A 13,672-nucleotide genomic window follows, 5' to 3' on the forward strand; every position below is an offset into this window, starting at 1 on the left:
GTGATGTACCTCCAAAGGATGACTGGCCATATGGAACGGGCGATTGCGCGGGGCATAGACAGACTGGATGTGAAGGCATCAGTCGAATTCATGGACTACGCTGCAGGCGAGCGAACTGTTACGCAGGCGGTAACGGTGCATGTCGGGAATCGCTGTTTTTCCTTTGCCGGCAAAGACATATTCTTGCCGGGCTTTCACGGATTACAGCCCGGAAGCACGACAGATTTCAGGTGAGTTGAAGCGTTTCGACTCATCGCCCCGTGTACATCGACGTTGATTTGTAGCTCCTGGATCCAACGTCTTGCTTGGCCGCTGCGTTTGCAGCGGCCTTTTTTATGGGCGTGGTTTTTGTCGCGAGGGGGGTCAATCGGGGACGGCAGAACCTGATTTGGCTCTGCCGAATGAAGCGCAGTCAGAGCGAATATTTTTGCAAATTCCCCATCATCTCCTTCAACGCTTCAATATTGTCCTTCGGATGCGCCGCTCCTTCGAAATCACAGATCTGCTGCCAATGCGCCGCCACGTCTTCCGGGGAGAACCCCACCCGTGGATCGAATCCGGCGCCGAGGCTGCGTTCCCAGCGGACTTTGCCCATCCAGCCGCCGCCGACTTCGAACAGGCCGGAGGTTTCCTGGCAGTTTTCGCTGGCCAGGTATACCACCAGCGGGCTGACCAGTTCTGGCTTGAGTTGTTCGAAGACTTGCGGCGGGATCAGGCCTTCGGTCATGCGGGTGCCGCCGGTGGGGGCGATGGCGTTGACCAGGATGTTGTTCTTGCGGCCTTCGATGGCCAGGGTGCGGGTCAGGCCATAGAGGCCAAGTTTGGCCATGCCGTAGTTGGATTGGCCGAAGTTGCCGTAGATGCCTGAAGTGGACGCGGTGAAGATCACTCGACCGTAGTTTTGCTCGCGCATGTGCGGCCAGGCAGCGCGGGTGACTTTGTAGGCACCTTCGACGTGGACGCGGTAAACCAGGTCCCAGTCGGCGTCGTCCATTTTGTGGAATGTCTTGTCGCGCAGGATACCGGCGTTGTTGACCACCACGTCGACCCGGCCGAAGGCATCGAGGGCGTGCTGGACCAGTTTGTCGCCATCGGTGACCGAGTCGTGGTTGGCCTCGGCGGTGCCGCCGGCCTCGCGGATTTCAGCCACAACGCGGTCGGCGGCCGAAGCGTTGGCGCCTTCGCCCTGGGCCGAGCCGCCAAGGTCATTGACCAGCACTTTCGCACCCTGTTTGGCGAATAACAGTGCATGCGCCCGTCCCAGGCCGCCACCTGCACCGGTGATGATCACGACTTTATCTTCGAAGCGCACAGACTCATTCATGTGAGGAAACTCCAGCAGGCCAGGGACATTACCCGGGAGTGTCAGGCACGGCGCTGCGGCTCACAATGAACACGGCGGAGGCTGAATGGTGCGCGATAAGGCTGGGGGATGATGAGCCCCAGCCTCAGGAACAGGCCACTTTGAGGGGTGGCATCACCAACCGGTCGCGAAACGCCAGGTAATGCTTGAGCACCTGGCACGGCGCCTCGATCTGGGGATAGTGACCAATATCGGTCAGCAGCACGGTGTCCGGTTCGGGGATCAGCTCGCGGTAACGCGCGACCATGTGCGCGCCCGAGATCGGATCGACTTCGCCATCGATTACCCGCAGCGGTACTTCACCGCGCTGCATTGCACTGACCCAGCGATCGCGCTGGACGCGGCGCTCCGGAATGTATGTGATCAATTTGTGCATGATCCGAGGCCCGCGATTGCTTTCGATCAGGCTCCAGAAATCATCCATTTCGCTTTCGCTGGGACGGGTCTGCGGCCCGAAAATCTGACGGAAGCTTTTCACCAGGCCGTCGCGACTGAACGCGCGGCCGATCATCCAGCCCAGGGGGCCGAGCAGCAGTTTTTGCATCAGCACCGGACGGTGGGTTTCCGGAAACAACCCGCCATTGAGAAACACGCAACTGGCGAGATTGATCCGCGATTCGTAATGCCGGGCCAGCAGTTCCTGGGCCACGCTGTCGCCATAATCATGAGCCAGTACATGCACCGGTTGCTCGACATTCAGATGAGCCAGCAATGCCTGTTGCAGATCGGCCTGCTCCAGCAGGCTGTATTCATGGTTGACCGGTTTGGCCGAGTCGCCGAAGCCCAGCATGTCGCAGGCAATCACCCGATAACGCTGGGCCAGCGGTTGCCAGAGATAATGCCAGTCCCAACTGGCACTCGGGAAACCATGGATGAGCAACAGCGGCTCACCCTGCCCCGCCGTCCAGTAATGGATGGTCTGACCATGGAAATCGAAGGTCTGCCCGCGTTTGCGCCAGACACTCAGGGGGATCTCTGCGAGTGCCATTAGAGTTTATAACCCGGGTCTTGTTTATCGAGTTTGCGCAGCAACGCCGGCCACGCCAACGCTCCGCCCATGCCTTGGGAGCTTTTGGTGACACCGGCAATCATTGCCTTGGCGCCGGCAAGAATCTGCGGTTCGATGGCGATCAACTCGGCACCGCCGTTCTGTGCCATGACCTGAATGTCGCAGGCGCGCTGAAAGGTGAACATCATCAGGAAGGTGTCGGCGATGCTGTTGCCGCAAGTCAAAAGGCCATGGTTGTGCAGCATCAGGAAGTTGTTCTCGCCGAGGTCGGCTTGCAGACGTGCCTTTTCTTCGTGATTCAGCGCAACGCCTTCATAGGCGTGATACGCCAGGCTCGACAGAACAAAAAGCGACTGCTGGCTGATTGGCAAAATGCCCTGCTTCTGCGCCGAGACCGCAACACCTGACGCCGTATGGGTATGCAGCACACAGACCACGTCATGGCGAACTTCGTGAACGGCACTGTGGATGGTGTACCCGGCCGGATTGATCTCGTAGGGACTGTCCATCAACTTGTTACCGGCCTGATCGACCTTGACCAGGCTCGACGCGGTGATTTCATGAAACATCAAGCCGAACGGGTTGATCAGGAAGTCTTCGGTGCCAGGTACTTTGGCAGAGATGTGGGTAAAAATCAGATCGTCCCAGCCATGCTGGGCCACCAGACGGTAACAGGCAGCGAGGTCGACACGGGTCTGCCATTCGGCTGCGCTGACCAGGTCTTTGACGCTGTGTGAGGATTGGACTGGGGCTACGCTCACGGCAAGGAACCTCGGCTTTTTTATTATGGAGTGTTTCCAATGACTACCGAGTCTAGTCAGCCTCCAGGGTTCCCGTAGTTGCATTGGCAGCCAGCTTGATGGCCGAACGAGTCAGTGGCTCAAAGAGTTTGGATCCGTGTCAAAGTACCGCCGCCAGGCAAGGCGAGGCGCGCCTTTGAAGCAGCCTCGACAGAACCGTGACAGCGGTTGAAGCGAACGTTGAAGACTGTCGGTCAACCGCGCAATGCGCTGACCAGTTCTGCCAGCCAGGGCTCTGCATCGGCTTCAGGGGTCACACTTTCACTGGCGTCCAGACGCAGCATCGGCAGGACTTCGCGAATACCCAACTCGCCGAACAGCTCGCGCATCAACTCGCCACCGCCACAAAAAGTATCGCCATAACTGGCATCGCCCAGCCCGATGACCGCACCGGGCAAACCACGCCATTGAGCGGGCAACTGGTCGCGAATCGAGAAATACAGCGGTTGAAGATTATCCGGCAATTCGCCCATGCCAGTGGTCGAGGTCACGGCGAGCAAGGCGTGCGGGGCAAACGCTTGAATGTCTGCAAGGCTTGCACGGGGGTTGTGCAGGGTTTCGAAACCGGCAGCGTTCAAAATGTTCGCGGCGTGACGGGCGACTTCTTCAGCCGTGCCGTAAACCGAGCCGGAAATGATGGCGACTTTCATCAATCTGATCCTGAACCTGAGTGAAAGACCGGGATATTAACAGCACGGTCAGCATTGTTCTTTTAGAATGCCGCAGACAACCAACAAGGAAGGGTTTCACCGATGATCAACGCAAAGCTGCTGCAACTGGCCATCAATGCCTCCAATGACGGCATCGTGATTGCCGAGAAGGAAGGCGAGCAAGACAAGATCCTGATTTACGTCAACCCTGCTTTCGAACGCCTGACTGGGTACACCAGCGAAGAAATCCTCTACCAGGATTGCCGCTTCCTTCAGTCGGGAGACCGAGATCAGCAGGCCCTCCCGTTGATCCGCGATGCATTGAACAATGAAGGCTCCTGCCGGGAGATCATCAGGAATTACCGCAAGGACGGCACCCCTTTCTGGAACGAGCTGTCGATTTCCACGGTGAAAAATCCGAATGACGGACAGGTCTACTTCATTGGCGTCCAGAAAGATGTGACCGTGCAGGTCAAGGCGCAGCAGCGGGTTGCACAGCTCGAAGCGCAACTGGCTGAAGTCCAGGCCGAACTCGCGGCGATAAAGGCGACGAACGGCGCAAACAAAACGGCGAATTAATTGTCATTAACTACAATCACCAATGACTTTGTATCTATATCTTTCGAGTTTGCTATGCAACGCGACGCGCTCCTGACCCAGGATGAGCTGGATTTCATCCAGACCATGCAACATAACCCGCAGCTCAATGTGCGGGATGCGACGTCGAGTCTGCTGGTCAACGGTGGATCACAAATCCGTGACTTGCTTACGCGCCTTGCTGCGCATGAGCAAGTGACCATCCAAGCCAATTTCGAAAATCAACAGATGACCTTTCCCCTGCATCTGGTGGAAGACGAATTTCACGCGCTGCATCTTCGGCTGGGCGTACCCAGCATTTATGAAGACGGGCCATTGGTCCGCCCATGGCGGCTGGTGCTCGACGAGCCGGTAGCCCTTGAAAATGCCAAGGGCCAGCCCGGCACGATGTGGGTGCATGAAGTATCGTTCAAGGGCGTGCTGTTGGAGGTTCGCAACAAAACCAAGGCACCGAAGCACTTCGCCTTGTGGTTCAGCCCGTCAGGCTATGAGCGAATCGCCTTGCGTGGCACGTTCGAGAAGGAAACCGAACAAGGCTTCTATGCCTATCAGTTGAGCCAGGACGACAAGGATGAAACCGAGCGTTTGCGCCAGTACATCCTGCAGCAGCACCGACTGACCCACCCCGCCCTGCATCTCTGACGATCAGGTATCCAGACCGCCAGCGAGAAATTGATTCAGGCGCTGGCGCATCACCGTTCCCTCGTTCCCCAGGCAGCCAATCGACGATCCGGCCAGGCTTTCCTGCGCCAGATCCGATGCATCGCCCGCCAACAACACTGGACAATCCAGGCTCATCGCCAGGCGATTCAAACGCCGCGGCAGCTCCGCCGTCGGCACGTGGTTGGAGAACAGCACCAATGCCTGTGGCTTGATTCGTTCGCAAACCAGGGTCAATTCATCAAACGGCTGACCAATGGTCAATACCCGCACGCCCGTTTGCCCGGAGCCGAGAAACAGCGCAGCAAGCAACAGCTCAAGCTCCCGGCATTGTCCCGCGAGGGCACAAACGATGACTCGTCTTGGTTGTTTGTCGCGAATCAGCAGCAGGCGCTGCAACACTCTTGATCGCAGAAAACCATCGAGGAAAAGCCACTCGCTGGTCCTGCCGAACGTATCCTGGCGTTGCAGCAACTGCTTCCAGAGCGGAAGAAGGATGTCCTGGAAAACGACCGGCTGCGAATACGTGGAAAAAATCTGACCGTAGACCTGATCCAGCCGAACCTCATCGAATGACACGACGGCGGCCTCGATCTGTTGCTGCCACTGCGAGTAGTCAGCCTGCACAAGGTCTTGAGGTATGAGGTGCGACAACGCTTGAAGCGGCGCAGCCTTGGCCAGGATCTTGCCGATTTTGCTGACTGCCACACCACGTTCGATCCAGCCGAGAATGCTGCGCACCCGCTCGACATCGGCCATCGAATACAGACGATGCCCACTAGCGGTGCGTGTCGGCACGATCAGCCCATACCGGCGCTCCCAGGCACGCAGGGTCACCGGGTTGACGCCGGTCAGGCGCGACACCTCGCGAATGGGGAAGAGCTCATCCTGCTCCAGTAAGCCGCTGTGGCGGGAATCCGAAGCGATGTCAGTGATTACGGGCATCTGGCTAAACATCCTTGTAGCGTTCGAGGCCCATTCTAACTCTCCAGTCCCGAAAAAATTCAACCTGACGCGGGAAAGAATGTCACTGTCGCTTCTGGCACATCAGCAATAGGCCTTGTCTGGCCCGAGACGCCCACCCATCACCCCCGACGCTGCGCCTGGCGAAACACCTCTCCTGAGTGACCTCGGCACTGCCCTTGCGGTGGGCGTAGGTGAACGCTGCAATGCGCTGGTATAGTTTTGCTCTTAACGCGATGCGAGCCGCTCATGACCTCTTCTGCAGCCCCTATCCTCATCACCGGAGCCGGCCAGCGTGTTGGCCTGCACTGTGCGCAGCGACTGCTCGAAGACGGTCATCGCGTGATCTTCAGCTACCGCAGTGAACGGCCCGGCGTACAGACCCTGCGGGATTTGGGGGCGACGGCAGTGTTTGCGGACTTTTCCAGCGAGGCCGGGGTTTTTGCATTCATCCGTGAACTGAAAACCCATACCGACAGCCTGCGGGCAATTGTCCACAACGCTTCCGAATGGCTCGCCGAAACCGCGGATACCGATGCAGCGGCATTCACCCGCATGTTCAGCGTACACATGTTGGCGCCCTACCTGATCAACTTGCACTGCGCCGACTTGCTCGAACGCTCGAGCCCTGCCGATATCGTGCACATCAGCGACGACGTGACCCGCAAGGGCAGCAGCAAGCACATTGGCTACTGCGCCAGCAAAGCCGGGCTCGACAGCCTGACCCTGTCCTTCGCTGCAAAGTACGCGCCGCACATCAAGGTCAACGGGATCGCGCCCGCCCTGCTAATGTTCAATGCTGACGACGATGCAGCCTATCGCGCCAAGGCACTGGCCAAGTCCGCCCTGGGCATCGAACCGGGCAGCGAAGTGATCTATCAAAGCCTGCGATATTTGCTCGACAACCCGTATGTCACCGGCACGACCCTGACCGTCAATGGCGGAAGGCACATCAAATAAGTGTCCCGCGAGGATCTTCCATGACGCTATTCCTGCACCAGAACGCCCTGTCCCAGAGCTATCGCGAGATCCTCATCGGCCTCGGTGAAAATCCTGATCGCGAAGGCCTGCGAGACACCCCGGCGCGTGCGGCCAAGGCGATGCAGTACCTATGTCATGGCTACGAACAAAGTGTCGAAGAGATCGTCAATGGCGCGCTGTTCGCCTCCGACAACGATGAAATGGTGATCGTCGACAACATCGAGCTCTATTCGCTTTGCGAACACCACTTGCTGCCCTTCATCGGCAAGGCGCATGTGGCTTATATTCCCACTGGCAAGGTGCTGGGCCTGTCGAAGATTGCCCGGCTGGTGGACATGTTTGCCCGCCGCCTGCAAATCCAGGAAAACCTCACCCGGCAAATCGCCGACGCGGTGCTGCAAGTCACCGGCGCGGCAGGCGTCGCAGTGGTCATCGAAGCCCAGCATATGTGCATGATGATGCGCGGCGTCGAGAAACAGAATTCGACCATGAACACCTCGGTGATGCTCGGCGCCTTTCGCGAGTCAAGCAACACCCGCCAGGAGTTCCTGCAATTGATTGGACGGAGCAAGTAGTAATGCCACAACTTCAACCAGGCATGGCACGCATCCGGGTCAAGGACCTGTGTCTGCGCACTTTCATTGGCATCAACGAAGATGAAATCCTCAACAAGCAGGATGTGTTGATCAACCTGACCATCCTCTATGCGGCCCAGGAAGCGGTGCGTGACAACGATATCGATCACGCGCTGAACTACCGCACCATCACCAAAGCGATCATCGCCCACGTGGAGGGCAATCGTTTTGCCCTGCTTGAACGCCTGACCCAGGAAATTCTCGATCTGGTCATGGCCAACGCCTCGGTGCTGTATGCCGAAGTCGAAGTCGACAAGCCCCACGCGCTACGGTTTGCCGAGTCGGTGTCGATTACGCTGGCGGCAAGCCGCTAGCTTCAAGCTATAAGCGTCAGGCTGTAAACTTGCAGCCACCACAACCCAACTTGCAGCTTGAAGCTTGCCGCTTGAAGCTGTCTCGCCGAGACCGCCATGAACGATCAACAACGCCTCGAACTCGAAGCCGCGGCCTTTCGCCGGCTAGTGGCCCATCTGGACAGCCGCAAGGATGTGCAGAACATCGACCTGATGAACCTTTCCGGGTTCTGCCGCAACTGCTTGTCCAAGTGGTACAAGGCCGCCGCCGACGAACGTCAGATCGACGTCAGCCTCGATGACGCTCGCGAAGTGGTTTACGGCATGCCGTATACCGAATGGAAAGCCCGATTTCAGCAAGAAGCCAGCGCCGAACAACAAGCGGCGTTTGCCAAAGGAAAACCCAATGAGTGATTTGAACACCCTGCGCGCAAGTCTCAAGACCGGTGAACACATCTTCGCCGACACCCTCGCGTTCATTGCTGCCGGTTACGACTACCAGCCTCAGGCCTTCAATAATGGCGGCGTGGAAAACGCCGCCGGGCAGAACGAAGGCTCGTGCAAGACCCTGGGCCTGGCGTTGCTGGAAGGCCTGAGTGATGAAGAAGCGCTGCTGGCGTTCGGCGAACATTATCGTTCGGTGCTGGCGACGCCTGAGGGCAGCGATCACGGCAATATTCGTGCGTTGATCGCCCATGGCCTGGCCGGTGTGAAGTTCACCCAACAGCCCCTGACCCGCCGCTGACAGCTTTCTGCATGAGCACGGCTTGCCGGCGATGGCGTCCTCAAGATCGCCATCGCCGGCAAGCCGTGCTCCTGCAGGGATCGGCGATACATCCCGACTTTTCAGATTGACCCGGTGATTTTATTTCGTTTGCCTGGCACCGCTGCTCACGGCTTAGATAAAAAGAAGTCCTCCTTCTTCCGAGCCGGTCATCCATGCGCAACGAAACCATCAGCCAGTCGATCAACATCGTTCACCCTGTCACGCTCAGCCACGGCAAAAACGCCGAGGTCTGGGACACCGACGGCAAACGCTACATCGACTTTGTCGGTGGCATCGGCGTGCTCAACCTTGGCCATTGCCATCCGCGCATCGTCGAGGCCATCCGCGAGCAAGCCACGCGCCTGACCCACTACGCGTTCAATGCCGCGCCTCATCAGCCGTACATCGACTTGATGGATCGCCTCTGCGCGTTCATCCCGGTCGATTACCCGGTCAGCGGCATGTTGACCAACAGCGGCGCCGAAGCCGCCGAGAACGCGCTGAAAATCGTCCGTGGCGCCACCGGTCGCAGTGCCGTGGTTGCCTTTGACGGCGCCTTCCACGGTCGCACCCTGGCGACACTCAACCTCAACGGCAAAGTCGCGCCCTACAAACAGAAGGTCGGTGTGCTGCCCGGACCGGTGTATCACTTGCCTTTCCCCAGCCAGGACAACGGCGTGACCTGCGCCGAAGCCCTGAAAGCCATGGAACGGCTGTTCAGCGTCGAAATCGACGTCGAGGACGTGGCTTGCTTCATCGTCGAGCCGGTGCAGGGTGAAGCCGGGTTTCTGGCCATGGACATAACGTTCGCCCAAGCGCTGCGCCGTTTCTGTGACGACAAGGGCATTGTGTTGATTGCCGATGAAATCCAGTCGGGTTTCGGCCGTACGGGGCAACGCTTCGCGTTCTCGCGTCTGGGCATCGAGCCGGACCTGATCCTGCTCGGCAAAAGCATCGCCGGCGGCGTGCCGCTGGGTGCGGTGGTCGGGCGCAAATCGCTGCTCGACAACTTGCCCAAGGGCGGGCTCGGAGGCACCTACTCCGGAAATCCCATCGCTTGCGCCGCCGCTTTGGCGACGCTGGACGAGATGACCGATGCCCACCTGCAAGCCTGGGGCTCGCAGCAGGAAGAGGCGATTGTCAGTCGCTACCAAGCCTGGTGTGATCGCAAGTTATCGCCCTTCCTCGGGCGCCTGACCGGCGTTGGCGCAATGCGCGGCATTGAACTGACCCACACCGACGGCACACCCGCCGCCGCGCAGTTGACGCAACTGCTGGCACTGGCGCGGGACGCCGGGTTGCTGCTGATGCCAAGCGGCAAGTCGCGGCACATCATTCGCTTGCTGGCGCCGTTGACCACCGAGGCGGCGGTGCTTGAAGAGGGGCTGGATATCCTTGAGGCGTGCCTGGCCAGACTGACCTGAGTGCACTCGCTCCTAAAGCAATTGATGATTAATCGAAGGTATAAAAAAACCGGCCAAGGCCTAATGCTGTTCACTTAAGGACGAGCACTATACCCGTGGCGAGGGAGCTTGCTCCCGCTGGGGCGCGAAGCGGCCCTAAAAAAGGGACTGCTGCGCAGCCCAGCGGGACGGTGCGGCGATCCGACAAGCTCCCTCGCCACAGGATGCCAACTTTTTCTTAAGTGAACATCATTAGGCCGAGGCCGGTTTTTTCATGCGGGCAGAATCAGGCGTTCTGCAGGCCGTCGAGGTAACGTTCAGCATCCAATGCCGCCATGCAGCCGGCGCCGGCCGAGGTGATGGCCTGACGGTAAACGTGGTCAGCCACGTCACCGGCAGCGAAGATGCCTTCCAGGTTGGTCGCGGTGGCGTTGCCATCACGGCCGCCGTGTACCACCAGGTAACCGTCCTTGAGGGTCAACTGACCTTCGAACAGCGAGGTGTTCGGGGTGTGGCCGATCGCGATGAACACGCCGTCGACTTTCACTTCGTCGAAGCTGCCGTCGTTGTTTTTCAGGCGGGCACCGGTCACGCCCATGTTGTCGCCCAGGACTTCGTCCAGCGTCGCGTTCAGCTTCAACTCGATCTTGCCTTCGGCAACACGGGCATTGAGCTTGTCGATCAGGATCTTCTCGGCGCGGAAGGTTTCGCGACGATGAATCAACGTTACCTTGCTGGCGATGTTGGCCAGGTAAAGGGCTTCTTCCACCGCGGTGTTGCCGCCACCGACCACAGCGACTGGCTTGTTGCGATAGAAGAAACCGTCGCAGGTCGCGCAGGCCGAAACGCCTTTGCCCATGAAGGTTTCTTCGGACGGCAGGCCCAGGTAACGAGCACTGGCGCCGGTGGCGATGATCAGGGCGTCGCAAGTGTAGGTCGCGCTGTCGCCCGTCAGGGTGTATGGCTTGGCAGCGAAGTCCACGGCATTGATGTGATCGAAAACGATCTCGGTTTCAAAGCGTTCGGCGTGCTCGCGCATCCGCTCCATCAGCGCCGGGCCGGTCAGGCCGTGGACATCGCCAGGCCAGTTGTCGACTTCAGTGGTGGTGGTCAGTTGACCGCCGGCCTGCATGCCGGTGATCAGCAGTGGCTTGAGGTTGGCACGGGCGGCATATACCGCAGCGCTGTAACCGGCAGGGCCGGAACCGAGAATAATCACTCGCGAATGACGGACTTCAGACATGACCTGCTCCTGTTGACCGGCCCGGAACACCTGGCGCGGAACGCCGGATCACCGGCGGGAATAAAAAAGAACGGTTGAAAGCACTTGGGGAAGGCTTGAACCCGACCGTCCTGTAAAAAGATTGGGTGCAGCGTATCGAGGGGGCGAAGATTAAGGAAATACGGTTTAACAATCCAGCTCATAGGTGGTCTCTATGCCGTCAGGGTGATTTTCAGGACGCCTTTGTTACAGTGAATGTCGATACCGCTGCCGTGCTTTCACCTGCCAGGCAAAGCCGGTAAGGTCGGCGCGTTTACCCTCTGCTCGGAGCTCGTTATGCCCGCCCCCGTTCTATCCGGCCCGCAATACCTGCGTGAAGGCCTCAAACTGGTCCTCAGCCCCGGCCTGCGTTTGTTCGTGTTGTTGCCGCTGGCGATCAACCTGGTGCTGTTCGTCGGATTGATCTATCTGGCCGGCCATCAGTTCAGCCTGTGGGTCGATACGCTGATGCCTTCCCTGCCCGAGTGGCTGAGTTTCCTCAGTTACATCCTCTGGCCGCTGTTCGTGGTGCTGGTGGTGTTGATGGTGTTCTTCACCTTCACCATGCTCGCCAACATCATCGCCGCGCCGTTCAACGGCTTTCTCGCAGAGAAAGTCGAGGTGGTGGTACGCGGCACCGACGATTTCCCGGCGTTCAGCTGGGCTGAACTGGTTGCGATGATCCCGCGCACCCTGGCCCGCGAGATGCGCAAACTCGGCTACTTCCTGCCACGGGCGATCGGGCTGTTCATCCTCTCGTTCATCCCGGTGGTGAACATCATTGCCGCACCGCTGTGGCTGCTGTTCGGGGTGTGGATGATGGCGATCCAGTACATCGACTACCCGGCGGATAACCACAAACTCGGCTGGAACGAAATGCTCGCCTGGCTGCGGCAGAAGCGCTGGCAGAGCCTCGGCTTCGGCGGGAGCGTGTATCTGGTGTTGCTGATCCCGGTGGTCAACATCCTGATGATGCCGGCGGCCGTGGCAGGCGCGACACTGTTCTGGGTGCGCGAGCGCGGTGCGGAGAACCTGGTGGTACAACGCTGACGCGGTCATAAATCCATCATCTGACCGTCACAACGTCGACATGGCCTCAGCAGAAACTGGGGTCATGACGACAGCTCTGCATATCACCCTGATCACTGAAACCTTCCCTCCGGAAATCAACGGCGTGGCCAATACACTGGGTCGCCTGTGTGACGGTTTGCGCGCGCGCGGGCATCAGGTGGAATTGGTCCGGCCTCGTCAGGGCTGCGATCAGCAGACCGGCAGCGACGATGAATTGCTGCTGTGCCGAGGTTGGCCGCTGCCAGGTTATCCAGGCTTGCAATGGGGCCAGTCGTCGATGCACAAGTTGTTGCGACGCTGGAAGCGTCATCGCCCGGATGTGCTGTACATCGCCACCGAAGGTCCGCTGGGCTTGTCGGCATTGCGCGCGGCACGGCGTCTGGGCATTTCGGTGGTCAGCGGCTTCCACACCAATTTCCAGCAGTACTCCAGCCAATACGGCTTCGGCTTGCTCACCCGGTTGCTGACGCACTATCTGCGCTGGTTCCACAACCGCTCGAACCTGACGCTAGTGCCGAGTGTCAGCCAGCGCATGGAATTGGAGCGCCGGCATTTCGAACGCCTGGCATTACTATCCCGGGGCGTCGACAGCCAACTGTTCCACCCGGCCAAACGCCTGGGCGCTCTACGCGAGCAATGGGGGCTGGGTGAGAACGACATTGCTGTCATCCACGTAGGACGCTTGGCGCCGGAGAAAAACCTGGGCTTGCTCAAGCGCTGTTTCGACAGCCTGAAAAGCAGTTATCCACAGCGTCACCTCAAAATGATCGTGATCGGCGACGGGCCGCAACGGGCGGACCTGGAAAGGGATCTGCCCGAGGCGATCTTTTGCGGTTCTCAGCGCGGCGAAGCGTTGGCTGCTCATTATGCGTCAGGGGATGTGTTTCTATTCCCGAGCCTGACGGAAACCTTCGGCAACGTGGTGCTTGAGGCATTGGCCTCGGGGCTCGGCGTGGTGGCTTACGATCAGGCGGCGGCCGCGCAACATATTCGCCATGGTTACAACGGTGTGCTCGCGATGCCTGGTGATGAAGAAGCATTTTGCGATGCGGCAGCCTGGATGCTCGAAGAGCGGGAAACCTTGCGTTGCGTGCGGCTCAATGCGCGCCAGCATGCCAGTCGCCAGGGTTGGGCCGCGATCATTGAACAGTTTGAGGGGCAGTTGCGTGGAGCCTGTGTACAGGGGCAGGTGCTGCCGGGGGCGGCGATGTTGCCTTGAC

Annotated in this window: 16 protein-coding genes; 10 read left to right on the forward strand and 6 right to left on the reverse strand. The window is 59.1% G+C overall.

What is annotated here, in order from left to right; translation table 11 throughout:
* Nucleotides 1–412 precede the first annotated feature (412 nt).
* The 4 genes from D8U69_RS21845 to D8U69_RS21860 all read right to left on the reverse strand — a co-directional run bounded on the left by D8U69_RS21845 (nt 413) and on the right by D8U69_RS21860 (nt 3,822).
* The gene (locus D8U69_RS21845; RefSeq protein ID WP_130905180.1) at nt 413–1,324 is read right to left on the reverse strand and encodes an SDR family oxidoreductase; all 912 of its coding nucleotides are present in this window, start codon (nt 1,322–1,324) and stop codon (nt 413–415) included.
* Nucleotides 1,325–1,448: 124 nt separating this feature from the next.
* Nucleotides 1,449–2,351, reverse strand: coding sequence for an alpha/beta hydrolase (locus D8U69_RS21850; protein WP_056855064.1), 903 nt, complete (start codon nt 2,349–2,351; stop codon nt 1,449–1,451).
* Nucleotides 2,351–3,133 carry a class II aldolase/adducin family protein gene (locus tag D8U69_RS21855; RefSeq protein WP_130905179.1) on the reverse strand — a complete coding sequence of 261 codons (783 nt, stop codon included), beginning with the start codon at nt 3,131–3,133 and terminating at the stop codon, nt 2,351–2,353. Before D8U69_RS21855 ends, D8U69_RS21850 begins: the two co-directional genes overlap by 1 nt.
* A gap of 233 nt (nt 3,134–3,366) precedes the next feature.
* A complete protein-coding gene (locus tag D8U69_RS21860) occupies nt 3,367–3,822 on the reverse strand; it encodes a flavodoxin (RefSeq protein WP_056855062.1) in 456 nt (151 codons plus the stop codon).
* A 102-nt stretch (nt 3,823–3,924) separates the two neighbouring features.
* On the opposite strand from D8U69_RS21860, the gene D8U69_RS21865 reads away from it, so the two are divergent.
* The gene (locus tag D8U69_RS21865) at nt 3,925–4,401 is read left to right on the forward strand and encodes a PAS domain-containing protein (RefSeq protein WP_056855061.1); all 477 of its coding nucleotides are present in this window, start codon (nt 3,925–3,927) and stop codon (nt 4,399–4,401) included.
* Between the two features lie 54 nt (nt 4,402–4,455).
* Nucleotides 4,456–5,061: a hypothetical protein gene (locus tag D8U69_RS21870; protein WP_056855060.1), complete on the forward strand. Its 606-nt coding sequence runs from the start codon at nt 4,456–4,458 to the stop codon at nt 5,059–5,061.
* A gap of 3 nt (nt 5,062–5,064) precedes the next feature.
* Here the strand turns inward: D8U69_RS21870 and D8U69_RS21875 are convergent, their stop codons facing one another.
* Entirely contained in the window at nt 5,065–6,024 is a 960-nt protein-coding gene (locus D8U69_RS21875; RefSeq protein ID WP_056855059.1) for a MerR family transcriptional regulator, read from the reverse strand.
* A gap of 267 nt (nt 6,025–6,291) precedes the next feature.
* Between D8U69_RS21875 and folM the strand changes: the two genes are divergently transcribed.
* From folM to D8U69_RS21905, 6 genes are all read left to right on the forward strand, one after another.
* The gene (gene folM / locus D8U69_RS21880; RefSeq protein ID WP_130905177.1) at nt 6,292–7,002 is read left to right on the forward strand and encodes a dihydromonapterin reductase; all 711 of its coding nucleotides are present in this window, start codon (nt 6,292–6,294) and stop codon (nt 7,000–7,002) included.
* A gap of 20 nt (nt 7,003–7,022) precedes the next feature.
* A complete protein-coding gene (folE, locus tag D8U69_RS21885; protein WP_056855057.1) occupies nt 7,023–7,598 on the forward strand; it encodes a GTP cyclohydrolase I FolE in 576 nt (191 codons plus the stop codon).
* A 2-nt stretch (nt 7,599–7,600) separates the two neighbouring features.
* On the forward strand, nt 7,601–7,972 hold the full coding sequence (folX, locus tag D8U69_RS21890; RefSeq protein ID WP_007970304.1) for a dihydroneopterin triphosphate 2'-epimerase: 372 nt from the start codon (nt 7,601–7,603) through the stop codon (nt 7,970–7,972).
* Nucleotides 7,973–8,068: 96 nt separating this feature from the next.
* The gene (locus D8U69_RS21895) at nt 8,069–8,365 is read left to right on the forward strand and encodes a DUF1244 domain-containing protein (RefSeq protein ID WP_056855056.1); all 297 of its coding nucleotides are present in this window, start codon (nt 8,069–8,071) and stop codon (nt 8,363–8,365) included.
* Nucleotides 8,358–8,696, forward strand: coding sequence for a HopJ type III effector protein (locus D8U69_RS21900; protein WP_130905176.1), 339 nt, complete (start codon nt 8,358–8,360; stop codon nt 8,694–8,696). The genes D8U69_RS21895 and D8U69_RS21900 overlap by 8 nt, the downstream gene beginning before the upstream one ends.
* A gap of 194 nt (nt 8,697–8,890) precedes the next feature.
* Complete coding sequence (locus D8U69_RS21905) at nt 8,891–10,141, forward strand: aspartate aminotransferase family protein (RefSeq protein ID WP_130908115.1); 1,251 nt, start codon at nt 8,891–8,893, stop codon at nt 10,139–10,141.
* Nucleotides 10,142–10,406: 265 nt separating this feature from the next.
* Here D8U69_RS21905 and trxB read toward each other — a convergent pair whose 3' ends face one another.
* A complete protein-coding gene (gene trxB, locus D8U69_RS21910; protein ID WP_056855053.1) occupies nt 10,407–11,363 on the reverse strand; it encodes a thioredoxin-disulfide reductase in 957 nt (318 codons plus the stop codon).
* 315 nt (nt 11,364–11,678) lie between these two features.
* On the opposite strand from trxB, the gene cysZ reads away from it, so the two are divergent.
* Together cysZ and D8U69_RS21925 are read left to right on the forward strand one after the other, a co-directional pair.
* Nucleotides 11,679–12,431 carry a sulfate transporter CysZ gene (gene cysZ, locus D8U69_RS21920; RefSeq protein WP_130908116.1) on the forward strand — a complete coding sequence of 251 codons (753 nt, stop codon included), beginning with the start codon at nt 11,679–11,681 and terminating at the stop codon, nt 12,429–12,431.
* A 40-nt stretch (nt 12,432–12,471) separates the two neighbouring features.
* Nucleotides 12,472–13,671 carry a glycosyltransferase family 1 protein gene (locus D8U69_RS21925; RefSeq protein ID WP_130905173.1) on the forward strand — a complete coding sequence of 400 codons (1,200 nt, stop codon included), beginning with the start codon at nt 12,472–12,474 and terminating at the stop codon, nt 13,669–13,671.
* Nucleotide 13,672 lies beyond the last annotated feature (1 nt).

The sequence above is a fragment of the Pseudomonas sp. Sample_16 genome (assembly GCF_004307665.1).
GTDB lineage: Bacteria > Pseudomonadota > Gammaproteobacteria > Pseudomonadales > Pseudomonadaceae > Aquipseudomonas.

Excerpts from the sequence above, each read along its gene's own strand:
- D8U69_RS21845 (WP_130905180.1), bottom strand. The coding sequence starts at position 1,324 with ATGAATGAGTCTGTGCGCTTCGAAGATAAAGTCGTGATCATCACCGGT.
- D8U69_RS21850 (WP_056855064.1), bottom strand. The coding sequence starts at position 2,351 with ATGGCACTCGCAGAGATCCCCCTGAGTGTCTGGCGCAAACGCGGGCAG.
- D8U69_RS21860 (WP_056855062.1), bottom strand. The coding sequence starts at position 3,822 with ATGAAAGTCGCCATCATTTCCGGCTCGGTTTACGGCACGGCTGAAGAA.
- D8U69_RS21865 (WP_056855061.1), top strand. The coding sequence starts at position 3,925 with ATGATCAACGCAAAGCTGCTGCAACTGGCCATCAATGCCTCCAATGAC.
- D8U69_RS21870 (WP_056855060.1), top strand. The coding sequence starts at position 4,456 with ATGCAACGCGACGCGCTCCTGACCCAGGATGAGCTGGATTTCATCCAG.
- D8U69_RS21875 (WP_056855059.1), bottom strand. The coding sequence starts at position 6,024 with ATGCCCGTAATCACTGACATCGCTTCGGATTCCCGCCACAGCGGCTTA.
- folM (WP_130905177.1), top strand. The coding sequence starts at position 6,292 with ATGACCTCTTCTGCAGCCCCTATCCTCATCACCGGAGCCGGCCAGCGT.
- folE (WP_056855057.1), top strand. The coding sequence starts at position 7,023 with ATGACGCTATTCCTGCACCAGAACGCCCTGTCCCAGAGCTATCGCGAG.
- folX (WP_007970304.1), top strand. The coding sequence starts at position 7,601 with ATGCCACAACTTCAACCAGGCATGGCACGCATCCGGGTCAAGGACCTG.
- D8U69_RS21895 (WP_056855056.1), top strand. The coding sequence starts at position 8,069 with ATGAACGATCAACAACGCCTCGAACTCGAAGCCGCGGCCTTTCGCCGG.
- D8U69_RS21900 (WP_130905176.1), top strand. The coding sequence starts at position 8,358 with ATGAGTGATTTGAACACCCTGCGCGCAAGTCTCAAGACCGGTGAACAC.
- D8U69_RS21905 (WP_130908115.1), top strand. The coding sequence starts at position 8,891 with ATGCGCAACGAAACCATCAGCCAGTCGATCAACATCGTTCACCCTGTC.
- trxB (WP_056855053.1), bottom strand. The coding sequence starts at position 11,363 with ATGTCTGAAGTCCGTCATTCGCGAGTGATTATTCTCGGTTCCGGCCCT.
- cysZ (WP_130908116.1), top strand. The coding sequence starts at position 11,679 with ATGCCCGCCCCCGTTCTATCCGGCCCGCAATACCTGCGTGAAGGCCTC.
- D8U69_RS21925 (WP_130905173.1), top strand. The coding sequence starts at position 12,472 with ATGGCCTCAGCAGAAACTGGGGTCATGACGACAGCTCTGCATATCACC.